26 protein-coding genes, 1 tRNA gene and 1 pseudogene are annotated in these 23,469 nt (G+C 66.9%); 15 read left to right on the top strand and 13 right to left on the bottom strand.

Features of this window, described 5'->3' with window-relative positions:
- The 3 genes from D477_RS11865 to D477_RS11855 form a co-directional block, all read right to left on the bottom strand.
- Positions 1-1,350: amidase (locus D477_RS11865; protein WP_005269420.1), on the bottom strand; the 1,350-nt coding region annotated here is incomplete at its 3' end.
- Positions 1,347-2,129 carry a maleate cis-trans isomerase family protein gene (locus tag D477_RS11860; RefSeq protein WP_005269419.1) on the bottom strand — a complete coding sequence of 261 codons (783 nt, stop codon included), beginning with the start codon at positions 2,127-2,129 and terminating at the stop codon, positions 1,347-1,349. The genes D477_RS11860 and D477_RS11865, both read right to left, overlap by 4 nt.
- On the bottom strand, positions 2,126-2,890 hold the full coding sequence (locus tag D477_RS11855) for a maleate cis-trans isomerase family protein (protein WP_005269418.1): 765 nt from the start codon (positions 2,888-2,890) through the stop codon (positions 2,126-2,128). Before D477_RS11855 ends, D477_RS11860 begins: the two co-directional genes overlap by 4 nt.
- Positions 2,891-3,032: 142 nt before the next feature.
- On the opposite strand from D477_RS11855, the gene D477_RS11850 reads away from it, so the two are divergent.
- The 4 genes from D477_RS11850 (at position 3,033) to D477_RS11835 (ending at position 4,903) form a co-directional block, all read left to right on the top strand.
- Entirely contained in the window at positions 3,033-3,548 is a 516-nt protein-coding gene (locus D477_RS11850) for a DUF3830 family protein (RefSeq protein ID WP_005269417.1), read from the top strand.
- 144 nt (positions 3,549-3,692) lie between these two features.
- Positions 3,693-4,079 (top strand): hypothetical protein, encoded by a 387-nt coding sequence (locus D477_RS11845; protein ID WP_043846734.1) that lies wholly within the window; start codon positions 3,693-3,695, stop codon positions 4,077-4,079.
- 303 nt (positions 4,080-4,382) lie between these two features.
- Positions 4,383-4,607 (top strand): hypothetical protein, encoded by a 225-nt coding sequence (locus D477_RS11840; protein ID WP_005269415.1) that lies wholly within the window; start codon positions 4,383-4,385, stop codon positions 4,605-4,607.
- A 104-nt stretch (positions 4,608-4,711) separates the two neighbouring features.
- Positions 4,712-4,903, top strand: a complete 192-nt coding sequence (locus D477_RS11835; protein ID WP_005269413.1) for a hypothetical protein — start codon at positions 4,712-4,714, stop codon at positions 4,901-4,903.
- A gap of 59 nt (positions 4,904-4,962) precedes the next feature.
- Here D477_RS11835 and D477_RS11830 read toward each other — a convergent pair whose 3' ends face one another.
- Complete coding sequence (locus D477_RS11830; RefSeq protein WP_005269412.1) at positions 4,963-5,427, bottom strand: GatB/YqeY domain-containing protein; 465 nt, start codon at positions 5,425-5,427, stop codon at positions 4,963-4,965.
- Positions 5,428-5,677: 250 nt separating this feature from the next.
- Here D477_RS11830 and D477_RS11825 point away from each other — a divergent pair, with 250 nt between their 5' ends.
- The 5 genes from D477_RS11825 (at position 5,678) to D477_RS11805 (ending at position 11,862) form a co-directional block, all read left to right on the top strand.
- Complete coding sequence (locus D477_RS11825) at positions 5,678-7,495, top strand: calcineurin-like phosphoesterase C-terminal domain-containing protein (RefSeq protein ID WP_005269409.1); 1,818 nt, start codon at positions 5,678-5,680, stop codon at positions 7,493-7,495.
- A gap of 195 nt (positions 7,496-7,690) precedes the next feature.
- The gene (locus tag D477_RS11820; protein WP_005269407.1) at positions 7,691-9,523 is read left to right on the top strand and encodes a calcineurin-like phosphoesterase C-terminal domain-containing protein; all 1,833 of its coding nucleotides are present in this window, start codon (positions 7,691-7,693) and stop codon (positions 9,521-9,523) included.
- A 194-nt stretch (positions 9,524-9,717) separates the two neighbouring features.
- Positions 9,718-10,773 carry a 4,5-DOPA dioxygenase extradiol gene (gene ygiD, locus D477_RS11815; protein ID WP_005269405.1) on the top strand — a complete coding sequence of 352 codons (1,056 nt, stop codon included), beginning with the start codon at positions 9,718-9,720 and terminating at the stop codon, positions 10,771-10,773.
- Entirely contained in the window at positions 10,692-11,177 is a 486-nt protein-coding gene (locus D477_RS11810) for an SRPBCC family protein (protein ID WP_005269404.1), read from the top strand. The genes ygiD and D477_RS11810 overlap by 82 nt, the downstream gene beginning before the upstream one ends.
- Before the next feature lie 25 nt (positions 11,178-11,202).
- Entirely contained in the window at positions 11,203-11,862 is a 660-nt protein-coding gene (locus tag D477_RS11805) for an SGNH/GDSL hydrolase family protein (protein WP_005269402.1), read from the top strand.
- 97 nt (positions 11,863-11,959) lie between these two features.
- Here D477_RS11805 and D477_RS22300 read toward each other — a convergent pair.
- Positions 11,960-12,490, bottom strand: a pseudogene (locus tag D477_RS22300) (hypothetical protein); the annotation flags it as partial.
- A 252-nt stretch (positions 12,491-12,742) separates the two neighbouring features.
- On the opposite strand from D477_RS22300, the gene D477_RS11795 reads away from it, so the two are divergent.
- Positions 12,743-12,964: a hypothetical protein gene (locus D477_RS11795; protein WP_005269399.1), complete on the top strand. Its 222-nt coding sequence runs from the start codon at positions 12,743-12,745 to the stop codon at positions 12,962-12,964.
- Between the two features lie 83 nt (positions 12,965-13,047).
- Here the strand turns inward: D477_RS11795 and D477_RS11790 are convergent, their stop codons facing one another.
- Positions 13,048-13,914, bottom strand: coding sequence for a hypothetical protein (locus D477_RS11790; protein ID WP_005269397.1), 867 nt, complete (start codon positions 13,912-13,914; stop codon positions 13,048-13,050).
- Positions 13,914-15,593: an FAD-dependent oxidoreductase gene (locus D477_RS11785; protein WP_005269396.1), complete on the bottom strand. Its 1,680-nt coding sequence runs from the start codon at positions 15,591-15,593 to the stop codon at positions 13,914-13,916. Before D477_RS11785 ends, D477_RS11790 begins: the two co-directional genes overlap by 1 nt.
- 290 nt (positions 15,594-15,883) lie before the next feature.
- Here D477_RS11785 and D477_RS21840 point away from each other — a divergent pair, with 290 nt between their 5' ends.
- Complete coding sequence (locus D477_RS21840; RefSeq protein WP_337587562.1) at positions 15,884-16,261, top strand: UBP-type zinc finger domain-containing protein; 378 nt, start codon at positions 15,884-15,886, stop codon at positions 16,259-16,261.
- A 114-nt stretch (positions 16,262-16,375) separates the two neighbouring features.
- On the opposite strand, the gene D477_RS11780 is transcribed toward D477_RS21840, so the two are convergent.
- Positions 16,376-16,448: transfer RNA gene (locus tag D477_RS11780), tRNA-Ala, on the bottom strand.
- 313 nt (positions 16,449-16,761) lie between these two features.
- Between D477_RS11780 and D477_RS11775 the strand changes: the two genes are divergently transcribed.
- Positions 16,762-17,232 (top strand): Lrp/AsnC family transcriptional regulator, encoded by a 471-nt coding sequence (locus tag D477_RS11775; protein WP_005269394.1) that lies wholly within the window; start codon positions 16,762-16,764, stop codon positions 17,230-17,232.
- 5 nt (positions 17,233-17,237) lie between these two features.
- Here the strand turns inward: D477_RS11775 and D477_RS11770 are convergent, their stop codons facing one another.
- The 4 genes from D477_RS11770 to D477_RS11755 form a co-directional block, all read right to left on the bottom strand.
- Entirely contained in the window at positions 17,238-17,735 is a 498-nt protein-coding gene (locus D477_RS11770; protein ID WP_005269393.1) for a DUF456 domain-containing protein, read from the bottom strand.
- Positions 17,736-17,744: 9 nt separating this feature from the next.
- The gene (locus D477_RS11765) at positions 17,745-18,242 is read right to left on the bottom strand and encodes a DedA family protein (RefSeq protein WP_005269392.1); all 498 of its coding nucleotides are present in this window, start codon (positions 18,240-18,242) and stop codon (positions 17,745-17,747) included.
- 111 nt (positions 18,243-18,353) lie between these two features.
- Positions 18,354-19,619 carry an MFS transporter gene (locus D477_RS11760; RefSeq protein WP_005269391.1) on the bottom strand — a complete coding sequence of 422 codons (1,266 nt, stop codon included), beginning with the start codon at positions 19,617-19,619 and terminating at the stop codon, positions 18,354-18,356.
- A 160-nt stretch (positions 19,620-19,779) separates the two neighbouring features.
- Positions 19,780-20,586: an SGNH/GDSL hydrolase family protein gene (locus D477_RS11755; RefSeq protein ID WP_237740782.1), complete on the bottom strand. Its 807-nt coding sequence runs from the start codon at positions 20,584-20,586 to the stop codon at positions 19,780-19,782.
- Between the two features lie 233 nt (positions 20,587-20,819).
- On the opposite strand from D477_RS11755, the gene D477_RS11750 reads away from it, so the two are divergent.
- Positions 20,820-21,686: an SDR family oxidoreductase gene (locus D477_RS11750; RefSeq protein ID WP_005269388.1), complete on the top strand. Its 867-nt coding sequence runs from the start codon at positions 20,820-20,822 to the stop codon at positions 21,684-21,686.
- Between the two features lie 42 nt (positions 21,687-21,728).
- Here D477_RS11750 and D477_RS11745 read toward each other — a convergent pair whose 3' ends face one another.
- Entirely contained in the window at positions 21,729-22,574 is an 846-nt protein-coding gene (locus D477_RS11745; RefSeq protein WP_005269386.1) for an HpcH/HpaI aldolase/citrate lyase family protein, read from the bottom strand.
- A gap of 94 nt (positions 22,575-22,668) precedes the next feature.
- Between D477_RS11745 and D477_RS11740 the strand changes: the two genes are divergently transcribed.
- Together D477_RS11740 and D477_RS11735 are read left to right on the top strand one after the other, a co-directional pair.
- Positions 22,669-23,058, top strand: a complete 390-nt coding sequence (locus D477_RS11740) for a helix-turn-helix domain-containing protein (protein ID WP_005269383.1) — start codon at positions 22,669-22,671, stop codon at positions 23,056-23,058.
- Positions 23,059-23,155: 97 nt separating this feature from the next.
- Positions 23,156-23,469: hypothetical protein (locus tag D477_RS11735; protein ID WP_005269372.1), on the top strand; the 314-nt coding region annotated here is incomplete at its 3' end.

Raw genomic sequence — 23,469 nt, 5'->3', positions numbered from 1 at the left:
CAGCACCAGCGCATCGGCATGCCGCGGCCCCACCAGCTGCAGCCCGACCGGCAGCCCGGCCGAGGTCAGCCCGCACGGCACGGTGACTGCCGGCTGCTGCGTCATGTTGAACGGGTAGGTGAACGGCGACCATTCGGCCCAGCGCTTCAGCGCCGAGCCGGCCGGCACCTCGCGGCCGGCTTCGAACGCCGCCAGCGGCATGGTCGGGAGCGCCAGCAGGTCATACTCCTCGTGGAAGGCGCCCATCTGCCGGCCCAGTGCCGCCCGCACTGCATTCGCGTCCAGGTACGCATCCAGGGTGGTGGCCTGCCCTTGGCGGCAGACCTCCAGCAGGGCCGGATCGAGCTCGTTCCACCGCTCCTCCGGATAGCTGCGGATCACCTTGCCGGCTCCGGCGAACCACAGGGTGTGGTACTCCGCCAGCGGATCCCGCAGCCCCGGGTCCGCCTCCTCCACGTCCGCGCCGAGGGTGCCAAGGAGTACGACGGCGGCTTCCACCAGTGCGGCGACCTCCGGGTCCACGTCCGCGTAGCCGAGGTCGGGGCTGTACGCGATCCGCAGGCCGGCAACTCCATCACCCAGCCCCTCCCGGAACGAGCCGCGGGGCGCGGCCAGCGCCGACCAGTCCCGGCTGTCGAAGCCGGCCAGCACATCCAGCATCAGCGCGCAGTCCTCCACCGTGCGTGTCATCGGCCCGGCGTGCGCCAGCGTGCCGTACGGGGTCGGCGGATACAGCGGGATCGTGCCGTAGGTCGGCTTCAGACCCACGATCCCGCAGAAGGAGGCCGGAATCCTTACCGACCCGCCGCCGTCGGTCCCCACCGACAACGCGCCCATGCCCAGCGCCACCGCCACCGCGGACCCGCCGGAGGAACCGCCGGACGTCTTCGCGGCATCCCACGGGTTGCCGGTGATGCCGGTCAGCGGACTGTCCGTCACGCCCTTCCAGCCGAACTCCGGCGTGGTCGTCTTGCCCAGGAACACCGCCCCCGCGGCGCGAAGCGCGGCCACCGCCGGAGCGTCCTCCGCCCATGGCTGCTGCGGATCGACCAGCCGCGAGCCGCGCAGCGTCGGCCAGCCCTGGGTCAGCAGCAGGTCCTTGATCGAGACCGGCACGCCGTCGAGCGGCCCGGCCGGTTCGCCCTTGGCCCAGCGCGCCTCCGACATGCGGGCGGCCGCGAGCGCTTCCTCCTCGGCGACCAGGCAGTACGCGTTGAACGGGTCGTTGTGCGTGCGGATCCGGGCCAGCGCTGCCTGGGTGGCGTCGACCGGGGAGACGGACTTCGCCTGGTATCGCTGGAGCAGTTCGGCGGCGGAAAGGTCCGCCAACGACGTCGTTGCTGCAGTCATCTTGGGTCTCCTCCTTGGTCGGGGGCGGGTGCGGGGGCGAGGACCGGCGCCGCGGTCCGGAACAGGCTCCCGAGGCCGTCGAACCGGCCCAGGCGGCCGGCGATCCGCAGTCCTTCCCACACGGTCACTTGGTTGGCGGTGAGCACGGTCTTGCCCACTGCCTGCTCGAGTTCCTCCAGCCACGCCAGCGAATGCACTGCGGTATCGGGCACGAGCACGGCGTCGGCGTCGGGGCGGTCCGCAGCTGCGGCCATCCGTGCCACCTCCGCCAGGCCCATCCGGCCGGCCTCGCCCGCGGTGGGAATGCCGCTGCTGTCCAGATTCACGACGTCGATCCCGGCCTCAGCGAGGAACATCCGGAAGTGCCGGGCGAGGTCTTCGGGATAGCTGGCCGCGACGGCGACCTTCGCCAGCCCGAGCCGGCGGACGGCATGGGCGAACGCCAGCGAGGTGGACGAAGCCGGACAACCCAGCTCGCGGGAGATTCCGGCGGCCTGTTCCTCTGCGCCGGCCCAGCCGTAGACGAAGGATCCTGACGTACAAGCCCACACCGCCGCATCCGGTTCATACACCGCAAGCCGCCGTGCGCCGTCGAGCAGGTTGCCGCTGCCGCCCACTTGGCGCAGCGTCTCCACGGTGTGCAGGACGTCGCCGCCGGACGTGGTCACCAGCGGAAGCCGCAGCCGGCCCGCCAGCCGCCGCTCCAGCGCAGGAAAGTCGTCCTCGGCGCCCACGCCGGGGTAGAGCAGCCCGATTACCGGCGCCGCCCGCCGGTTCACCGTGCCGTCCCGTCTGCCCGCACCGACAGCAGCCGCTGCCCCGGGCCCACCGGTGCCAGCGCCAGATAATCCAGCGCCGCCCACATCACGGCCTGGTTGGCTGTGATGACCGGCTTGCCCAAGTACTCCTCGAGCGGCGCGATCAGATGATAGGTCGGCAGGTTCGTGCAGGCCACCACCACCGCCTCGGCATCCGGGTGGTCTGCTGAGGCGACCAGCTCGGCCGTGTGCGTGTAGGGGACCTTGCAGATCTCGCCGGACAGGCCCAGCATCGACGCGCGGCAGACCTCCAACCCGGCTTCACCCAGGTACTCCGTGAACCGTTGGGTGACGGCCGCCGTATAGGGGCCGGCGACCGCCACGGTGCCGGCCTTCAGCGCGGACAAGGCCGCGACGATCGTGCTGGACACGGTGAACAGCTTCGGCAGGCCGCGCTGGTGCACCGCGGCCGCCAGCTCCCGCTCCCCTGTCCTGCCATGGACGAACGAAGCAGAGGTGCACGCGTAGATATAGCAGTCCGGGGACACCGCGCTGATCCGCAGGGCGGTGTCGGCAACCATCTCCGGGCGGGCCAGCAGCTCGGCCTGGACGAGGTTGACCTCGCTTGGCTCGAACGGCGACCGGGCAAAATACAAGTCGGCCCGGTCTTCGGCCCAGCGCCCCATTTCATGGTCCAGCGCCATGTCGTACGGCGCGACGACGCCGATCTTGCTGAGCACCACGGGACCGGGCGGCACCGTGAGGGCCAGGGTCTCCTGCATGCTTCTCCAACCCCCTAAGATGGTTGATTGTTGACAATCCTAGGGGATGGGCGGCTAGGCTCGCATCAACAATTTCAGCCGTTTTCCCCTGCCGCCCTGACGCCCTTGGAGCGGCCGGAGCGGCCCCGCTTTGGGAGGTTCGATGGACCGGTTCATCAAAGTGACGTTGGAGAAGCACGGCGTGTCCTGCCTCGCCAGGCTCCTCGATTCCGAAGCGCCCCGGACTGCCTCGGCAGTCTGGGATGCCCTGCCCTTGTCCAGCCAGGTCTTCCACGGCAAGTACGCCCGGAACGAGATCTACCACCTGGTGCCGGCCTTCGCGCCCGTGGAACCTGGTCCGGAGAACACCACGGTGACGCCGATCCCCGGGGACCTGTGCTACTTCACCTTCAACTCGGACATCCTGAACACTCCCTCGCACGGCTATGGAGCCGACGAAGAAGTCCGCGCGCCTGAGGCCATCATCGACCTCGCCCTGTTCTATGGCCGGAACAACCTCCTCCTCAACGGCGACCAGGGGTGGGTGCCCGGCAATGTCTTCGCCACCGTCGTCGAAGGTTTGGAGGAGATGGCCACCGCCTGCCAAAGCATCTGGATGGACGGGGCACGCGGCGAAACGCTCGCCTTCTCGCGCCATGAACCGGGAAGCAGGACGTAACCCGGCGGTTGACGAGCAGCGTCCCAGCCGCCCACGCGTCCCGGGATGCTTCCCTACCCCCAAAATGAGGGGCTTGTTGCCCCGCAAATGGCGGTCTTACTGTAGCTGGACTGGAAGGCGGGGCTTCTCATGGGGGATCGCACCATGAAAAAGGCAACCACGTGGCGGCTGTTCTTGCTGATCGCGGGCGTTTTGCTCGGGCTGGTTGCCGGACTGGGCGGGGCTGCCCCGGCCAGTGCCGGCGCCACCGTCTTTGCGCCGGCCCAGCAGCTGACCCTAGCTGTCAGCAGCAGCGGCGCCTACACCATCGACGGCAGAGAATATCGCGGCGAGACGGTCGACGTGTGGGTCGTCCAGGTCAGCAACCGCGACCGGGTGGTGGACAGTGAGAAGGTCCGGCCGGGAGGCGACAACGCGTTCAGGATCCGCGGCTGGGGCCTGGACTGCGGCCAAACGTACCAGGCCGTGAGCTACAGCAGCGTTGACGGCTGGGACAAGAGTGCCCGCAAGCGCGTGAGCTGCGGCGGCTGACCGCGCCCGCGCCGGCACCCTGTCGGGAAAAGCGAGAGAGGACCGGGTCCGCCGGTCCTCTCTCTTGTCAGCCAATCGGATCCGGGCAACCGGGGCGAGTCGCGGGGATCCGGGTTCCTTGGCTGGATCTACTGTCGCCGCTGCCACTTGGAAAACCCTTGCATGGTCGGGTCCATCGCGGCACGCATCGCCGGCTATGGCGGAATCTTGACAGTTAGTGGCAGGAATTGCGGCCATGGAACCGGGCCGGGCAAGCGTTGAAACCAGTGTCAGCGCATGAATCCTGATCCGAAAGAAGAAGCCATGAGCCTCCAACCCCCGGAATACTGGCTGGACATGCACAACCTGGAAGTGCAGCTGCGGATGGTCGAAGCCGAACGCAGCCGCCGGCGTGCCGAAGCGGGCATCCGGACCGCGCCACATCGCCTGCCCTGGCGGCAGCGGTTCGCCTCCCTGTTCGCCCGCCCGGCTGGCCTTGGCGGCACAAGCCGCCGCGCCGCCGTCGTACCCTCCCCCTGCCCGGAGTAAAGGGGCCCGGCTGGCCCGCCAACCGTCCGCGGCCACATGGAAGATCCTTGGCGTCCGGCCCGGATAGGAGGACGATTAAAGAACCGAGGTGAAGGAGGTTTGCGATGTGCTACGCCTCGAATAGGGATTTCGGCTGGGGCTTCAGGAAGGAAGCCGGCCGTCGGCCGGAGGATCGCAGGGCGGACGAGGACACCCGCGTCGAGTCCTGGACCAAGACCGACGACTCCGAAGTGCAGGCGTTCCTCGACAAGTCCACGGAGGCCGCGGAAGAACCGGCCAGCGACCGGACCAGCTAACGGCACAGCAGATTACGGAGCCCCGCAGGTCCATCCTGTGGGGCTCCCCTATGGGCAGGTCAGGCCAGCCGCTTGCGCACGATCTCGCTGACCGCCTTGCCGTCGAACCGGCCGGCGACCTGGGCGGTGACCGGCTTCATCACGACGCCCATCTGCCGCATCGACAGCTCGGCGCCGTCGGCTTTCAACCCGGCGACCACGTCGTCCACGATGGCCTCGACTTCGGCCTCGGTCAGCGGCTTCGGCAGGTACGCTTCGATGACCTCGGCCTCGGCGATTTCCGCGGCGGCACGGTCTGCTTGGCCCGCGTCGGCGTAGATGCGGGCCGTGTCGCGCCGTTTCGCCGCTTCCTTTTGCAGCACTGCCGTCGTCTGCGCATCGTCCAGCTCCACCGGAGTCTTGCCTGACTTCTCCTTGGTGCTGATCTCGCCGAGCACGTTCCGCACGGTGGTCAGGGCCGTCTTGTTGCCCGCCTTCATGTGGGTTACGACGTCGGCCTGCAGCTTTTCCTTCAGCGTTGCCATTCGCTCCTCGTTTCGGTAGTTCCTTCGCCCTTGGATTTTCGCACCCTCCGCGAGCATCATGCACGCTCCGGAGCCCGGCGCTGCGCAGTTGGAACACGAGGGGGACATCTCGGCGCCGCGGCATTCGGAACAGTTTGTTAAATGCGCTTCCGCCCTTCTTGGCTTTGGGGTGGTGAACTGTTTACCCGCAGGTGAAACGGTAGCGGCGTCCGGTCGATCAGCCGGCGCAATCACCGCACTAAGGAATTTCGTGAACCCGAAGAAAACACCCCCGCTCCCCGTTCGCGCGGCGACAGCCACCCTGGCGCTCTCCTTCGCTGGCGCCCTGCTGTCCCCCGCCGCCACTGCGGCTCCCTCTCCTGCTCCCGCTCCTGCCGAAACCGACTGGTCGTCCACCGCTTACCGCGGCCAGGTGGACGTGGTTGAAGGGCCGGACGATGACCAGCAGGTCCTCGACGGCGTCGTCTTCGACGACAAGAACCAGAACTCGAAGCAGGACGTCAACGAACCGGGCCTGCGCGGCGTCACCGTTTCCAACGGCCGCGACGTCACGGCCACCGACAGCCACGGCCGCTACGAGCTGCCGGCCTTTGACAACATGACGGTCTTCGTCACCCAGCCCCGCGGCTACCAGGTGCCGGTCGACGAGGACAACGTCGCGCAGTTCTTCTACCACCACCTGCCCGAGGGCTCGCCGGACCTGAAGTACGGCGGGATCGCCCCGACCGGTGCCCTTCCGGATGCCGTGAACTTCCCGCTGGCCAAGAGCCAGCTCACCCAGTCGCCCGAGCAGCACTGCGTGATCGGCGCGGATGTGCAGACCTATGACCAGGAAGAAGTGGAGTTCGCCCGCAGCGGCGCCTTCGCCGACCTGGCCGCCCGCGACGACTACGCCGGCTGCGGCGCCCTCTTCATCGGCGACGTCGTCGGCGACGACCTGTCCCTGTTTGGGCAGACCCGCGAGCTGACCGCCATGCTCAACGGCCCGGCGCGCTTCCTGCCCGGCAACCACGACCTGGACTTCGACGCACTCGACGGCGAGCACGAGTTCGACACGTTCCGCGCCCAGTTCGGCCCGGAGTACTACTCGTACGACGCAGGCAAGGCCCACGTCGTCGCCCTGAGCAACATCGAGTATCCGACACGGATCCCCGCGAAGAAGAGCAACTACACGTACGGCCTCGGCGAGCGCCAGCTCGAGTGGCTCCGCGCGGACATTGCGAAGGTTCCCCAGGACCGCGTGATCGTGCTGGCTGGCCACAGCCCGCTGCTCGAGTTCTACTACAGCAACTCGCACACCCATAAGCAGCTGCAGGAGATCTACCAGATCCTCGAAGGCCGCGAAGTCGTCTCCCTCGGCGGACACACCCACATGTCGGAAAACCTGCGCGAAGGCGACCTCATGGCCGGCTGGCGGGACGAACTCGGCGACGCCGGCCTGCCGTTCACCCACCTGACCGTCCCGGCCGTGTCCGGCCAGTGGTACGGCGGACGCGTCCTCGAACAGGGCTACCCCACAGCCGTGCAGCGCGACGGCACTCCTCCCGGCGTCCTGACCCTGGATATCAAGAACACCGAGGTCCGCGAGCGCTTCACTGCCACCGGCACCGACGGTTCCGACCAGATGGCCCTCGGCATCAACTCCCCCGCCTACCGCGCCTGGTTCGATGAGTACAAGAACCAGCGTGGCAAGGCTCCGGCCCCGGAGAATCCGAACGCCGTGGCCCAGGGTGAACTCGGTGAGACCTGGCTGACCACCAACTTCTGGATGGGCTCCACCGGCTCCTCGGTCAACGTCTCCATCGACGGCGGCGAAGCCATTGAGGCTCAGCGCACCCAGTCGATGACTGCCGATGACGTCCCGCTGATCGGTGCCGAGTACACCGACCCGGCAGCAACGCTCGAGCAGCTCGTGCACGGCGGCGGCCTGCACGACCGCACCATGCACCTGTGGCGCCTCGAGCTGCCGGCCGACCTTGCCGTCGGCGAGCACACCGCCGCCGTCACCGCCACGGACGTCCACGGTCGCCAGTACACCGAAACCCTGACCTTCGAGGTCACCGAGTAGCACCTCCCGCCGGAGAACAACCATCGGTGCCGGCCCCGCCCAGCCAAGCAGGCTCGCGGCGGGGGCCGGCACCGGACTCGTTAAGCCTGCTTCCCATCCGCTTGGTCTGGCTGTGGTGAACTGTTTACCCGCCGATGAAACCGTGGCGGTGGCCGGTCAGAATGGCCGGTCACCATCACCGCACGGAGGACCATCGTGAAGCCGATTACCCACCCGTCCAAGAGATCCTCGACCAAGCCCGCCCGCTTCGCCGCAGCCGGCACTTTGGCGCTGACTTTTACCGGCGCCCTGCTCGCGCCCGCTGCCACCGCGGCCCCCGCTCCGGCCCCTGCCGAAACCGACTGGTCCGCCACGGCTTACCGCGGCCAGGTCGATGTCGTGGAGGGCCCGGACGCTGACCAGGAGACCATCGACGGCGTCGCCTTCGCCGACGACAACCGGAACTCGGTCCAGGACAACAACGAACGAGGCCTGGCCGGCGTGACCGTCTCCAACGGCCGCGACGTTACCACCACCGACAGCCACGGCCGCTACGAGCTGCCGGCCTTCGACAACATGACCGTCTTCGTCACCCAACCCCGCGGCTACCAGGTGCCGGTCGACGAGGACAACGTCGCCCAGTTCTTCTACCACCACCTGCCCGAAGGCTCGCCCGCACTGCGCCACGGCGGCATCGCCCCCACTGGTGCCCTCCCGGACGCCGTGAACTTCCCGCTGGCCAAGAGCCAGCTCACCCAGTCGCCCGAGCAGCACTGCCTCATCGGCGGCGACATCCAGACTTACACACAGGAGCAGGTGGAATTCGCCCGCAATGGCGCCTTCGCCGACCTTTCCAGCCGCGACGACTACGCCGGCTGTGGCGCCCTCTTCATCGGCGACGTCGTCGGCGATGACCTGTCGCTGTACCCGCAGACCCGAGAACTCGCCGGCATGCTGAATGGCCCGGCCCGCTTCCTGCCGGGAAACCACGACCTGGACTTTGACGCCGTCGACAGCGCGCACAACTTCGACACCTTCCGCGCACAGCTCGGCCCCGAGTACTACTCCTACGACGCAGGCAAGGCGCACGTCGTTGCACTGAACACGGTCGAATACCCGACCAAGCAGCCCGCTGCCAAGGGCGACTACACCGGTTCCCTCGACGAAAAGCAGCTCGAATGGCTGCGCAACGACATCGCCGCAGTGCCGGAAAACAAGCTCATCGTCCTCGCCGCGCACATCCCGCTGCTCGACTATGCCGACCAGGGCAGCGCCAAGCACCAGGTGGCCCAGGTCAAGGAGATCTACGAGATCCTCGAAGGCCGCAAGGTCGTGGCCCTCGGCGGACACACCCACAGCATCGAGAACCTGCGCGAAGGTGACTCCCTCGAAGGCTGGTCCGAGATCTTCGGCATCGACGGCCTGCCCTTCACCCACATCACCGCCGGCGCCACCTCCAGCGACTGGTACTCAGGACGCGAGCTGGCCGAGGGCTACCCGCTCGCCGTCCAGCGCGACGGCGGCCTGCCCGGCGTCTTTACCCTGGATATCAAGAACACCGACTTCCAGGAACGCTTCACCGTCCGCGGCGCAGACGAGTCGCTGCAGATAGCCCTCGGCCTGAATACCCCTCGCTACCGCGAGTGGTACGCCGAGAACGTCGACAACAAGGGCTCCGCTACCGAGTTCGCTGATCCGCTCGTTGTCTCCCGGGACGACCTCGCGAACACCACCTGGTTGACCACCAACTTCTGGATGGGCAGCACCGGATCAACAGTCAAGGTAAAGCTCGACGGCGAAACCACCGAGGCGGTCCGCACCCAGCAGATGCAGGGCGAAGGCCAGCTCGTCGGATCCGAGTACTCCGACCCGGTCGCCGTCCAGGAGCAGCTGGTGCGCGGTGGTAGCCTCGCCGACCGCATGATGCACCTGTGGCGCCTGGAACTGCCCTCCGGCCTCGCCGTCGGCCTGCACACCGCCGAAGTCACGGCGACCGATGTGCACGGCCGCCAGTTCACCGAAACCCTGACCTTCGAGGTCACCGAGTAGTTCCTCCCGAGCGACATCCTCATCCGGTGCCGGCCATGTCCACCCATCCAGGGCTCCGGACATGTGCCGGCACCGGCGTCGTCAGGCCGGAGCAATTGCTGCGGACGCCTTGTCCCGTTTGGATCCTCCCGGCATGATGGCGGCAACGCACACCAGCTACGCCCGGACCTAACGTCCGGTGCCAAGGAGGCAGGATGAGCACCGATTCCACGTCGACTGTAACGATGCCGGCGGCGTTCTTCGGACATGGAAATCCGATGAACGCGCTGGAAACCAACCGCTACACCACCGCTTGGAGGGCTTTCGGAGCTGCGGTGCCGAAGCCGCGTGCCATCCTCGTGGTCAGCGCCCACTGGTACATCAATGCCACCGCCGTCACGGCAATGCCCGATCCGCGCACGATCCACGACTTCTACGGCTTCCCGCAGGAACTCTTCGACGTCCAGTACCCGGCGCCGGGACTGCCGGGACTGGTCGAGGAGATCAGCGACACCGTCCATCCCACCTGGGTCGGGGCCGACGTCGACAGCTGGGGCATCGACCACGGCACCTGGTCCGTGCTCACCCACGCCTTTCCCGACGCCTCGATCCCCGTAGTGCAGATGAGCATCAACGCCGACAAGCCGCTGGACTACCACCTGGACCTCGGCGCTCGGCTCGCCCCGCTGCGCGACCAAGGCGTGCTGATCATCACCAGCGGCAACATTGTGCACAACCTGCGCGGCATGGACTGGAGCCTCGCGGACGACGGCTACGACTGGGCCCGCCGGTTCAACGAGGACGCCAAGCAGAGGCTGCTCACCGAGCCTACCGAGGTGGCGACCCTCGACGGCCACGCAGACTGGGGCCGGGCCGTTCCCACCCCCGATCACTTCATCCCCTCCTTGTACTTGGCAGGCCTGGCCGGAGCGGCCGGCTCCACGGACACCGACGTGCTCGTCGACGGCTATTCCTACGGATCCCTCTCCATGACCGCGTACACGCTGGGCATGGATTGTCCTGCCAGCGACGGCCAGGGCGGGCCCCGCAACCGCCATCCGACCTCCCCGCCGACGGCTCCAACATCTGATCTTTTTGGTCTGGCAGCCGTGTTGACCACAGGTCATGATCAGGTCGATGCTAGGAGCCAGGGGAGGCAGGTTCAGACCCTCGTCGAGGAGGCGCCCCCATGCAGACGTTGGACCGGGACGAGCTGGGCATCCATATCAGTGCGCCGCCCGAGACGGTGTATGCCATCGTGGCAGACGTGACCCGGACGCCGGAATATAGTCCGGAAGTCGTCGAATGCACGTGGGCGAAAGGAGCAACCGGACCGGCCCCCGGTGCCCGTTTCCATGCCAAGAACAGGATCGGCAAAGTAGGTTGGGGAAACAAGCCGATCGTCACGGCGGCAACGCCTGGCCGGGAATTCGCGTTCGCCCGCACCGAACCGTTCTGCGGCACAGTCCACTGGCGCTATCGGTTCGAACCTGAGGACGGCGGAACCCGGGTCACCGAATCCTACGAAGTTGTTCGGCCCATCACCCGAATTGGCTGGATAGTGGTCAGCAACTTCGGCCGGGACAAGAACCGGCGCAGGACGCTGCACGAAGGCATCGAACAGAGCCTGCAACGGCTGCGCCAGGTCGTTGAAAAATCGCAGCCGGCATCCTGAAGCCCGTGAGGAAGCCTGGGGAAGAATGGCTGCAGCACGGCATGCAGGAACCGCTTCGGGCCACGTAGTCCTGCTCGGGGATTCGATCTTCGATAACCAGGCCTACGTGGACGGCGGTCCCGACGTGGTGGCCCAGCTGAGGGACGAGCTCCCGGCAGGCTGGCATGCTACCCTCCTTGCCGTCGACGGCGACCTCACCACCGACGTCGCCCAGCAACTCCGCCGGCTCCCCTCGGACGCGACACACCTTGTGGTCAGCGCCGGCGGCAACGATGCTCTCGGCTTCGCTTACCTGCTGGATGAACCGGTCCGGACAGTATCGGGAGCCTTGGCCCTTCTCGGTGCTGCCCGGGACCGGTTCTCAACCAACTACGTCACGATGCTGGAGTCCGTGGCGGCAGCCGGCCTGCCCACGGCCGTCTGCACCATCTATGACACGCCGCCGTCCGCACCCGATCAGCCAATCATCAAGACAGCCGCAGCAATCTTTAATGACAGCATCACCAGGGCGGCCTTCGCCCGCGGAGCCGCCCTGATCGATTTGCGCTTGATCTGCGACGAGGACGCCGACTATGCCAATCCCATCGAGCCCTCGGCCCACGGTGGCCGCAAGATTGCGCGAGCCATAGCGGCGTTGTTGATTGAAGACCGTCCGGTGCCTCGCTCCGCCGTCATCGGCGCCTGAACGGACTCCATGCACGGATCTGTGTAGGGGCAGCCAGCCCGAGCCCGGCCGCTTCCATGCGGGCCATGTTGATGAGGCCGCGGATGCCATTCCGCTTCTTCATGCCCAGCGCGACGTTTTCGACCCGCTGCATTTCGCCCTCTTTGGCGCCGAGCACCATCACCCAACCGGCGAAGACCGGAACCATCCACTGCAGGACCTTCAGTTGTTTCTGTGCTTTCGCCAGCTCCTCCGATGACGTCGGGCCGGGCTCCGTCGCGCCTTCCGCACCCTCCGGCGAAAGCATCTCGACCTTGCGCCCCAGCATGCCGGCGTACGCTGTCACGGCAGCGCCGGTTAGGGTCACGATGGTCTTGTACACCGTCAGACGCATGACGCCATGCTGCTCCGTCAGCCGCCTGCTGTTATCAATGATGAGCGGAACCCCTGATCCGAGATGGGCGAGGAACGCGCCCATCTGGACGGGTGCCCATCTCTTCCACCCGAGGCTGGACAACCTGGTCCGCTCAGCTGCGTCCCGGGCCTCGGCGGCTGCTCCGTTGAGCCCGACGGCGCCCATGAGTGAGCCGCCGAACCATGCGCCGGCAGTCAGGTCGTGGATGGATCGTGCGATGAGGTTTCCTGACATTTTCTTCTCCTGCATGCCTTGGCGGATGGCGGCTCAGCGTCCGGAGATACCGGCGCTGCATGGGTCAGGCGGGACGGGGCGGCAAAGAGGATTGCTGGACCTCAAGCCGGTTTCCCCGGCCACATTGGATCAGTCCACCCTAGAACGAAGAGCAGCCTGGCGGAAGATCCGCTCCCGTATTCGTGCCCGCGTACGGGCTATTGTGCGCCGCACGCTTGGTCCCTACCATGAGGCCAACGACAGGAGCGTGGCATGGAACCACTGATCTTCATCATGATCGCCCTTGTGGTGGCCGGAATCGTGTGGGTACTGCTGGCGGCACGGGCCGACCACCGCGCGGACAAACACGTTTCGCGGAGTCGCTCCGGTTCCGGCTGGAGCGCTCCCGGAGCCTATGGGGCCGGCACGATCGGAGGAACGGGATTCTATTCGGATTCCTCGACAGGTGACTCCGGCGGAGGGGGCGACTGCTAATTTGCAGGATTGCCCCCGGCCTGACGTCAGGGTGAGGAGTCGCCAGATGCATCCGTTTCCCGTCGTCGATGCGGGACGGTCGCTCACGTAATATCAGCCCGGTCGACCGGCGAGCGGGGTAGTGCGAGCGCCCATCCGCCGGCCACTCCAATGGCAAGAAGTACGGTCACGAAGCCGAGCGCTGGCGCGCTCGGCCACGTCAGGGCGTCGCCATACCGCAGCAGGGCAACCGCCTGCAAAATGACAAAAGCTACGGAGGTCAGGGCCACGGGGCGGACGGTCCGTGGGTCGCCGCTCATCTGGCCCTGGGCGGCCGCCCAACCAAGACCGACCAGCCATGCTCCGATCGCCCTCGCTGTGAGCTCGGTCAGTGGCCACGGCCACCACATCGCGGCATAAATTGGTGCTGCCAGGAGCGCCACTCCATATATCAGCAGCACACCGGCGATTCCCACCAGGAGCAGCCGAAGCGCATGCGGTAGCACCGGGCGCCCCGCCGGTAAGGATCTTATGGCAGGACGCCGGGACCGGTTCTGCATCCAGCTGATAACCAGCATCGCTACGGGCACGATGGCATAGATGGCCAGCCAGGCCCAGGTGGCTACTCGGGCAACGGTGCCGGTGTCTGCCGACAGATGGAAGCGATCGAGGTGCAGCAGGGTGATTCCCAGGGTCAAGGTCGTAAAGACGAACACGGGCCAGACTGCCAGCCTCGCCGATTCCCAACGCGCTGAGCGGGCGCCTGTCACCTCCAGACCGGCGCTCGACCAGTAAGCCGCCCCGAGGAAAACCGCGGTCATGGGCGGATTGACTGTCCAGGCGAACCATTCCTCGGTCCGAAGCGGAAACACAAACAGCACGAGCCCGGCGAGAAACACGAGGAATGCAGCGACGTAGAGCAGCCACCGCATCGGCGGAATCAACGGTGTGACCTCATTTAAGGCGGACATCACCCGGGCAGCTCCTCGGAAACGGCAGCTTCGCCAGGGGCAGGAGCCGAGGAAGGCAGGGGATTCTCGGCCAGATAGGTGTGAAGCATCGAGACCACCGTGGCGCCATCCCCAACTGCGGTAGCGACCCTTTTGATCGAACCGGCCCGCACATCGCCGATCGCGAAAACGCCCGGCATGCTGGTTTCCAGTGCCAACGGAGACCTACCCGGCCTGACGGACCTAGCGTCACCGACTTCCCGGCTGGTGCCCGTGTGCAGGAAACCGGCTGGGTCGCGCTCTACTGCGTCGGGCAGCCAGGAGGTCCGCGGCACTGAGCCGATCAACACGAACAAGCCGCCCGCTTCGATCTCCTCACTCGGAGCTGGATCGGCGGCTCCGGACGCGGTGACTTTGACGGCGGCAAGGAATCCGTCCTGGTCGCGCGCCCCCACGATCGCGGTGCCATAGCGGACCGCAACGTTCCGTGTCGCCTCAAGCTGGGAGATGAGGTAGTCCGACATGCTGACCGAAAGAGTGCGTCCGCGCACCAGCAGCGTCACTTTCTTCGCGTACCTCGCCAGGTGCAGAACTGCCTGTCCGGCCGAGTTGCCGCCGCCCACGACGCAGACGTGCCTTCCGGCCATCGACGGTGCCTCGGAGACCGTGGCCCCGTAGAAGACGCCTCTGCCGACGAGCTCTTCCAGCTGAGGTATGCCGAGGCGGCGGTAGTCCACGCCGGTGGCCACGACGACCGTGCGGCACCGCACGACACTGCCGTCGGAAATCGCCACGGCGTACACGGCACCGTCAACGCCCAGCCCCTCCACCTTCCGCATGAAGAGGAAGTCTGTGCCCAATGTCCAGGCCTGGTGAAACGAACGGTAGGCCAGGTGGGCGCCGCTCACACCGCGGGAGAAGCCCGGGTAGTTGCGGATCAACGAACTGGTGCCAGCCTGCCCTCCCACAGCTTCCCTCTCCACCACCATGGTGGAAAGTCCCTCGGAGGAGGCATAAACCGCAGTCGCGAGACCGGAGGGACCGGCACCCACGACCACCACATCGAAGATCTTGTCCGCCGGTGGCGGTCGCGTCACCCCCATCGCTTGGGCGATCTCCAGGTCACTGGGGTTCTCGAGGACAATTGGTGGAGCGGTGAACTCCAGCACCATAACCGGCAGCACCGGGTCGCGGAGATCCAGGCTCGCCAGCGTCCGTTCCGCAGTCTCGGAACCGACCGGGTGGAAACCCACCGGGATGTGGTTGCGGCTCAGGGAGTCGCGCAACGCATGCGTCCTTTCGTCGCCTACCTCCCCGATCAGCCGGACCGCCTCGAACTCGACACCTTGGGCCAGATGCCAGTCGTCGAGCGCATCGGTAATCGCCCCATGGAATTCTTCGTCGCGCACCCGTTCGGGACGTATGATCACCAGATCGGCGTACCCCTGAGCGACCGCCTGGAATACAGTGGGTGCGCTGGCGAAGTCGCCCCATGTCACCACAACACCGCGCTTGGCGGCCGGGTGAAAACCATAGGCACGCCGCAGGAAATCGAGTCCACCGCGGTCAGCCGGTCCGTAACACCCGAGTATGAGGGCAACCGGTCGCTGCCAGCGCCGAAGCCCCTCAAGCACCGCCCGCCCGTGGGCGTGGTCGGTGCAGTCCACCACCTCGTAGTCGGCGCCGTAGCGTCGGCGCAACTCGTCTCCCAGAATGCGCCGAGAGGTTGGGTCTGGGGTAGCAATCAGCATGACCGGAACCGAGTGATCCATGGCCGCCGTCTTTCCGGTTCAGTGGTTCGGTGGCGCTCACGATACTCGCGCAAAGACAGTGGGGACAAGGGGTGCCCGTTGCCTCCGGATGGTCCTTCAACCCCGGTGCCGTAGCCGCATCGGGACTCCGGATCTCGCCTCGATTCTGTCATTCCGAGGGTGCAGAGATTCTGCCAGAATAGCTCCCGGCAGTGGGCAAGCAGGATGACCTGAGCAAGATGGGAGCGATGGAAATGGATGAGCGTCCTATTCCCGGAATCAACCCCGCCGCCAAACCGGGCGGAACCGGGTGTCTGGAGTGCCTCAGCGGTGACGGTCCTGGCTGGTGGTTCCATCTTCGCCGCTGCGCCGAATGCGGCCACATCGGATGCTGCGATTCGTCACCCTCACAGCACGCCAGTGCGCACGCACGCACCGCCGGTCATCCAGTGATGACGTCCTTCGAACCTGGGGAGGACTGGTTCTACGACCACACAATGAAGAAGTTCTTCCGCGGACCGCAGCTTCCGGATCCTCAGTCCAGACCACCGGAACAACCGGCACCTGCACCGGTAGAAAAGGTACCGGCAAACTGGCGAGAGCGCCTGCACCGGTAGCCGCTGATGCCGTTCCGGCGAAGCGCCGGCTGACTGACAGTGATTGCCCGAGCGCCGGGCCAAGAGGGGTCGCGTTTTATTGGGCGCTGGCATTCGCCAACAATTGCGCGTCAGTGGAGCCTAGGGGAATCGAACCCCTGACCTTTTCATTGCGAACGAAACGCTCTACCAACTGAGCTAAGGCCCCGAGTAACTGCGATAGATCATATGACCGCGATGGCTAAATCGCCAAAAACGGCCGCAGCGAGACCCCCGCTCCATCCGGCAGGCACCCGGCTGGATCGGGGGTCTTCAGCTGTGAACAACAAGGTCTGGATCCTTGCGGGATCCGTCGACAGCTCAACGGCGGGGTGGGCCGGCATTGCTGCACCTTGACGGGCTTCGGCTTGTGGCTTGTCCCGTACTGCCTGTAATTTCAGCAGAGTCAGGACAATCGGTGCAATAGTTAGTAGAGGCATTGATCAATCTGGTCAAGGCTATCGCCGGAAAGAGGACACCAAGTGGTCAAATTGCAGGATTTGGACGCGACGGACCGGCGGATCCTCCTCGCCCTCGACGAGGATCCGCGCATCCCGATCATGATGCTGGCCAGCAAGCTCGGGCTCGCACGCGGGACGGTCCATTCGCGGTTGGAGCGGATGAAGGCCTCGGGAATCCTGCGGCCCCATTCAGCACGGGTGCTGCCGGAGGCCACGGGCCGTGGAGTGATGGCCATGGTCAGCGCCGAGCTGGACCAGAGCAAACTCAACAAGGCGGTCGAAGCGCTGCGCCGGATCCCGGAGGTGCTGGAATGCCATGCGCCCGCCGGCGACACCGACCTGCTCATCCGGGTGGTCGCCAAGAGCCCGGATGACCTCTACCGCGTGAGTGAAGAGATCCGGCTCTGTCCGGGCATCATGCGCACCTCGACGCAGATGTTCCTGCGGGAAGTCATTCCCTACCGGACCACCGGCCTGCTCCAAGAGGAATGAGGGCGTCAGAAAAAGAAGTGGATGAAGACCCCGGCCGTCCAGATGCTGGCGGCAGCGAAGGCACAGCCGAGTTCCACGACGATCCCGACACCCATGGCCTTCAGCGCCACACCGCTCGACGCCAGCGCCTGGCGGAAGTCGCGTTGGCGCAGGTACTCGCTGAGCAGCAGGCCCACGGCAAAGCCGATGAACAACCCCACCACGGGAATGACGAACATCCCCACCAGCCCGACGACAATTCCCACCACGATCGAATGGTTCGGGATCCTGCGGGCTTTGAGCCGCTTGCCCGTAAGCACGGCGCTGGCCGCCATGCCGATCGCCACCAGCACCGCACCGAGCCCGAACACCACCCAGCCCACGGTGTTCTGCAGCACCACGGCCCAGATCAGCAGGCTGGCCGCGATCGTGACGGCGCCGGGCAGGACGGGCACGATGATGCCGGCAATCCCGACGGCGATGAGCAGGCCGGAAATGACGGTGGTGATGACTTGGACTTCCATAAGCCCAGCCTATGCGGCGTCGCGCGCCTCTTCCGCCCGCGCGGCATGTTCCCGCCGCCTGCGGCGCCAGACCAGGAATGCCACCAGCGCGGCCAGCAGCAGGGCAATAACGACGGCGGCAGCCGGCGAAGCGAGCACCAAACCTATCCAGGCGGCTACTGCGGCGAGGCCCACCGTGGCATAGACGACGGCCCAAATGAGGCTGCCGGCGATGACCGCCGGCAGGAACCGGGCCAGGTGCATCCGGGCAATGCCCGAACTGGCGATGACGGCAGTCTGGAGGCCGATGGTCAGGAAGCACAGCGTGACGGCGAACGGGCCGTACTTGTCCATGAGCCGCTCGGCCCGCTTCATCACGGGGCTGTCCATTTGCTTCTCCAAGGAAGTGTGCCGCACACCGGCTGCAAGCCCGCGGCCGAGCCAGTAGGTGGCATTGGCACGGGCCATGGCCACGCCGAACAACGCCAGGATCGCCCAGCCGAGCGGCAGTTCCAGGAAAATATCCATCGCCCTCCTCTCTGCACTGGCCCTGACATCAATTCTACAGTCTGTAGAAGTGATCCGGCACGACGGCCTCCAAGGCGGTAACGGGGCCTGCGGTCCGGATTATTCCGGCTGCTACCGGACCTGCTTGATCTTGACCACGAACACGGCGCCGAGCAGTCCGATGACGGCCGAGAGCATGAACAGCGCCGTGTAGCCGCCGAGATAGAGCACCACGGGCGCGGCGATCAGCGGGGCGACAACCTGGGGCGAGGAGTTGGCGATGTTGATGACGCCCAGGTCCTTCCCGCGGTCCGCGGCGCTGGGCAGCACCTGGGTCAGCAGCGCGAAGTCGACTGCCAGGAACATGCCGAAGCCTGCACCGAGGACGGCCGCGGCCACCAGCGCAACGGGCCAGGTCTGCCAGAAGGCCATCAGGAGGGACGCCGTCGCAATGGTCACGGCGGAGGCGATGACAAACGGCTTCCGGCGCTCGATCCGGTCGCTCCACGGCCCGCCGACCACCGCGGTGATGACCACCATCAGCGCGTAGATCCCGGTCAGCAGCAGCACACCGGCGGCGGGATCCGGATGCCCGACGGCGTCCTGCAGGAAGAAAAACAGGTAGAGCGTGAACAGGCTGTTGCCCAGGTTGACCAGGAAACGCGTCAGCCAGGCCCAGCCGAAGTCCGGGTAGCGGCGCGGCGAAATGTAGAAGCCCTTCAGGAACCGGCCCCAAGCGAACGGCGGCCGCAGCGCCGGATCCAGCGGTACGTCGCGCCCCTTCACGAGGAAGAGCATCACGCTGGCCAGCAGGAACACGGCGCAGTAGATGTAGCCGAGCACGAACCCGCCGGCCAGGTTGGCCAGCACCGCGCCGAACACGATGCCGACGGTCTGGCCCATCGCGGCCAGCCCGCCGACCTGCCCGCGCTGCAGCGTCGGAACGCGGTCCGGGATGCTCGCGGTCACCGCCGCGTAGGCGCCGTTGCAGCCGGCCTGCACCAGGCACCAGCCCACCACCATGACGGCGATGCTCGGGGCGCCGGCCAGCAGGAGGAGGGCCGCGAAAGCCAGCACCGCGCCGCCCAGCACCCATGGCACCCGCCGGCCCAGCGCCGACGTCGTACGGTCACTGAAGGCACCGGCGATGGGGTTGGCAACCAGCGAAACCGCCGCCCCGAAGCCGGTGGCGAGCGCCAGCACGGCTTCCTTGTTGGCGGCGTCGAAGGCCTGGGCCTGCTGTGCGAGGAGCACCTGGAGCGGGCCGAAGAAGGCCGCGTTAATGCCGACGTTGACCAGGATGACACCGGTAATCCAGCCTGCACCCACCCGCCGCGTCGGTTCCGCGAACACCGAGGCCGGCACCTGCGCGCCCGCTGTCCCTCCCGGCTCCTGCATGGTCACGGCTGCGTCACTGGAGTCCGGCCAGCTGCATGATGAAGCCGACGCCCACGCTGGCCACCATCGCCACAATGATCAGCCACACGATCGGCGTGCGGTATTTGCGCATAGTTTTCATGATTCTCCCAGTGTAGGCGTCGCGCTTCCCGGCGGCGCACTACCCCACTGGCGCGCGGCCGGCCTGCTTGGCCAGCTTCTTCAGCCCGACGGAGACCTTCACCGGTTCCGGCCAGCGCGGCGGCAGGTTGTCCCCCAGCGTGACACCGCGCAGCTTCCGCCCGAACATCGGCACCACCCATTCCTGCATCCAGGCCCGCTCGCGGCGCATCATTTCGCGCCACCCGTAGCGTTCCACCGGGCCCAGCGGCCGGATCTTGAGCGTGTGTTCGACGCCGAGCAGCTCCAGCACCTGCGACGCCATGTACTTGTGGCCGGCCGGGGACATGTGCAGCCGGTCGGTATCCCACATGCGCTTGTCCTGGTAGGCGTCGAAGGCCCAATGGTCCACCAGCAGCGCCCCGTACTGCCGCGCAATCCGGCGCACCTCCTCGTTGTACAGCCAATTCCGGCGCCGCATCGGCTCGAGCACGGACGGCAGCATCACGTCGAAGCCGGTGAAGAGCACCAGCTGCGCACCCGTGGCCGCGAGCCGGGCCACCGCATCCTCGTATTGCTGCAGCAGTTCGCCCATGTCCTTGCGGATCTCGAGGATGTCATTGCCGCCGGCATAGAACGAGACCAGCGTCGGCTTCATCGCCACCGCCGATTCCAGCTGGTCGGCCACGATCTGGTGCAGCCGCTTGCTCCGCACGGCCAGGTTCGCGTAGCGGAACTCGGGGTCCTGCTTGCCCAACTGCTTGGCCACGCGGTCCGCCCAGCCTCTGACCCCGTTGGGCAGCTTCCGGTTCCGGTCGCCCACTCCTTCCGTGAAGCTGTCACCCAATGCGACGAATAGCCCTGGCACGCGGTCCACGCTAGCGGCGGGCTGGAAAGTTCGGGCAAACTCCGGGTGAACTCGCCACACACAGCCCAGCCCCAACCCCAACCCCGAAACCCCGAACGCCCCAACACCCGAAGCTCCCGAGGCTCCCGATCGACTGGTCAGCTGATGCCCCGCTTTTGCCGAATTTGGGGCTTCTGCTGAATAGTCAAACGGGGGGCCTGCCCGTTCCGCCGGCCGGCCCTATGCTTGGTTCCATGAATCCAGCTTCCGTTCCCAGCGTTCCCAGCATCGCGGTCACCGGTGCGTCCGGCCGGCTCGGCGGCACTACCGCGCGGTTCCTCGCCGACCAGGGCGTACCCCTGCGGCTGCTCCTGCGTGATGCCACGCGGGCGCCGGATCTCAAGGGAACAACGACGGCGGAGGCGGGCTTTGGGGACAAGGAGGCCGTACGCCGGGCTTTGGACGGCATCGACACGGTGTTCATGGTCTCCGCGGCCGAGTCCGAAGACCGGCTGGAGCAGCACTTCACGTTCATCGACGCCGCTGTGGAGGCCGGCGTCGACCACATCGTCTATACGTCATTTTTCGGTGCGGCCCCGGACGCGACCTTCACGCTGGCCCGCGACCATTTCGCCACCGAGGAGAAGCTCCGGACGGCCGGACCGAAGTTCACGCTGCTGCGCAACAACCTGTACGCCGACATCCTGCCGGATTTCGCGGATGCCGAAGGCGTGATCCGCGGCCCCGCCGAGGACGGCCGCGCCGGCTTTGTGGCCCGTTCCGATGCGGCCCGCGCAGCCGCGGCGATCCTGCAGCAGCCCATTCCGCACGCCGGCTTCACCTACGAACTGACCGGGCCGGAGGCCCTGACGCTGGACGAAGCGGCCGCCATCCTGGCTGAAACCACCGGCCGGCCGATGTCGTTCCGGAACGAAACCGTGGACGAGGCCTACGCGTCGCGGGCGCACTACGGCGCTCCGCCGTGGCAGCTCGATGCCTGGGTCAGCACCTACACCGCGATTGCCCGCGGCGAAATGGACAAGACCACCAACGACGTCGAACTGCTCACCGGACAGGCTCCGCTCAGCCTCCGCCAGCTCTTCTCCCGGCCGCTGGTGTAAGTCCCGCCGGCGCCAGGCGCGAACCCACGGCGAGAAGCCCGGTCAGGCGTTCCAGAGGCCGTAGGAATCGGCCAGCGCGGAGATCTTCTCGGCGCGGGCCAGGCGCGGCAGGTAGGAGCCGTCGCCCACAACGGCGCCGGCGGCATGCGCGTCGAGCAGTTCGTGCGCCCACTTGATCTCGGACTCGCTCGGTGAGAGGCCCTTGTTGATCGTGTCAGCCGCCTCAGGCATCAGGCACAGCTTGCCGGTCATGCCCATGGACGCGGTCACCTTGCAGGCGGCCAGCAGGTCCTCGCCGAGGGCGCCGACGGTGGGTCCATCGATTGGGCCGGGCAGCTGGCCCACGCGGGAAGCCACCACGAGCCGCGAGCGCGCATAGGCCAGCGCCATGGGGTCATCGCTGGCGCCGGTATCGCGGCGGAAGTCGCCCACGCCGAAGGCCAGCCGGAAGGTGCCGGGAGCCCGGGCGATCGCAGTGGCGTTTTCGATTCCGATGGCGGACTCGACCAGTGCCAGCACCGGAGTACCCGCCTGCAGGCGCATCGCCGAATGGGTCACCTGCTCCGGGTGCTCAGTCATTGCCAGCATGATGCCGCGGAGCCCGGGAGCCTTGGACAGTGCCGCCAGATCGTCGGCCCAGAACTCGGTTTCCATGCCGTTGACGCGCACCCAGGCGGTCATGCCCGTGGACAGCGCTTCAACCACGCGCTCGCGTGCCGCCGCCTTGCCTTCCGCCGGAACGGCGTCCTCCATATCGAAAATCACGGAGTCCGCTTCGGAGGCCAGGGCCGGGGCGAAGTTGGCTTCGTCCGCCGCCGATGCCAGGAGCCAGGAACGGGAGAGCTTAGCCGGCAGCGCAGCGGCGCGGCGGTTTCTGAACGTGGGCATGTATAGAGCCTACTTAACCGCCGCGCCGGCTGCTAACCTGGCGGCCTGCAACTGCGGCCAAAGTCACGCCCGAAGGTGGATTAGGGTATGTGGTATGGCGCAGCTGAAACCCCGCACCACGGACGCCTTGCCCGAGGCCGAGGCCCGGCGCCTCGCCCGTGCCCTGGGTGAAAGCGACGATGTCACCGTCTTCGTCAACGGCACTACGGTGAAGCTGCCCGCGCAGGCGCGTGACGCCGTCGTCGATGTCCTGCACCGCCTCGCCCAGGGCGACGCCCTGATGGTCAGCTCGGCGGAGGCGCTGCTCAACACGTCGCAGGCGGCCGAGGTTGCGGGGATCTCGCTGACCTATATGCGCAAGCTGACCGACGCCGGGACCATCCCGGTGGAATACCGCGGCACCCACCGGCGCATCCGCCTGCGCGATGTGCTGGCCTGGCTCGAGTCCCGGGAACAGCGCGAGCAGAAGGCGGCCCGCGCCTGAACCCTGCCGCCGGCGCCTGAGCCCTGCCGCCTCGGTGTGGGGTATGCTGGGCCTTCCGGTCAAGCAGAGGCCGGCTCCTTCATCGTTTAAGGAAGCCGTGGATCTGCACTCCCCCGCCCCAGTCTCCGGGGCCGGTTCCATTCTGACCCTCCTCACCACCGCCGCCGCCGCGGTGGAGCGCGCCGTCGACACTGCACTGGCGCCGTTCGGCCTCGACCAGATGTCCCTGGCGCTGCTCGAGCAGCTAGAGCAGAGGCCGCTGAGCCCCGCCGAGCTCGCCCTGGCCTCCGGTTCCCCCGGCAGCGAGGTCAAGGCCACCCTCCCCGGGCTGGAGGCCCGCGGCTATCTTGGACGCTCCGATACCTCCGCCGGCCGGCCGGCGGCCCTCGCCCTCTCGGACAGCGGCCGCCG

The organism is Arthrobacter crystallopoietes BAB-32 (assembly GCF_000328305.2).
In the GTDB taxonomy this organism is placed as follows: domain Bacteria; phylum Actinomycetota; class Actinomycetes; order Actinomycetales; family Micrococcaceae; genus Crystallibacter; species Crystallibacter crystallopoietes_A.
Note: the sequence above shows the minus strand (reverse complement) of the source record. Positions and strands in the feature narration are given on the sequence as shown.

Excerpts from the sequence above, each read along its gene's own strand:
- D477_RS11770 (WP_005269393.1), bottom strand. The coding sequence starts at position 17,735 with ATGGAAGTCCAAGTCATCACCACCGTCATTTCCGGCCTGCTCATCGCC.
- D477_RS11855 (WP_005269418.1), bottom strand. The coding sequence starts at position 2,890 with ATGCAGGAGACCCTGGCCCTCACGGTGCCGCCCGGTCCCGTGGTGCTC.
- ygiD (WP_005269405.1), top strand. The coding sequence starts at position 9,718 with ATGAGCACCGATTCCACGTCGACTGTAACGATGCCGGCGGCGTTCTTC.
- D477_RS11765 (WP_005269392.1), bottom strand. The coding sequence starts at position 18,242 with ATGGATATTTTCCTGGAACTGCCGCTCGGCTGGGCGATCCTGGCGTTG.
- D477_RS11805 (WP_005269402.1), top strand. The coding sequence starts at position 11,203 with ATGGCTGCAGCACGGCATGCAGGAACCGCTTCGGGCCACGTAGTCCTG.
- D477_RS11795 (WP_005269399.1), top strand. The coding sequence starts at position 12,743 with ATGGAACCACTGATCTTCATCATGATCGCCCTTGTGGTGGCCGGAATC.
- D477_RS11790 (WP_005269397.1), bottom strand. The coding sequence starts at position 13,914 with ATGTCCGCCTTAAATGAGGTCACACCGTTGATTCCGCCGATGCGGTGG.
- D477_RS21840 (WP_337587562.1), top strand. The coding sequence starts at position 15,884 with ATGGGAGCGATGGAAATGGATGAGCGTCCTATTCCCGGAATCAACCCC.
- D477_RS11760 (WP_005269391.1), bottom strand. The coding sequence starts at position 19,619 with ATGCAGGAGCCGGGAGGGACAGCGGGCGCGCAGGTGCCGGCCTCGGTG.
- D477_RS11850 (WP_005269417.1), top strand. The coding sequence starts at position 3,033 with ATGGACCGGTTCATCAAAGTGACGTTGGAGAAGCACGGCGTGTCCTGC.
- D477_RS11750 (WP_005269388.1), top strand. The coding sequence starts at position 20,820 with ATGAATCCAGCTTCCGTTCCCAGCGTTCCCAGCATCGCGGTCACCGGT.
- D477_RS11740 (WP_005269383.1), top strand. The coding sequence starts at position 22,669 with ATGGCGCAGCTGAAACCCCGCACCACGGACGCCTTGCCCGAGGCCGAG.
- D477_RS11835 (WP_005269413.1), top strand. The coding sequence starts at position 4,712 with ATGTGCTACGCCTCGAATAGGGATTTCGGCTGGGGCTTCAGGAAGGAA.
- D477_RS11830 (WP_005269412.1), bottom strand. The coding sequence starts at position 5,427 with ATGGCAACGCTGAAGGAAAAGCTGCAGGCCGACGTCGTAACCCACATG.
- D477_RS11810 (WP_005269404.1), top strand. The coding sequence starts at position 10,692 with ATGCAGACGTTGGACCGGGACGAGCTGGGCATCCATATCAGTGCGCCG.
- D477_RS11840 (WP_005269415.1), top strand. The coding sequence starts at position 4,383 with ATGAGCCTCCAACCCCCGGAATACTGGCTGGACATGCACAACCTGGAA.
- D477_RS11845 (WP_043846734.1), top strand. The coding sequence starts at position 3,693 with ATGAAAAAGGCAACCACGTGGCGGCTGTTCTTGCTGATCGCGGGCGTT.
- D477_RS11745 (WP_005269386.1), bottom strand. The coding sequence starts at position 22,574 with ATGCCCACGTTCAGAAACCGCCGCGCCGCTGCGCTGCCGGCTAAGCTC.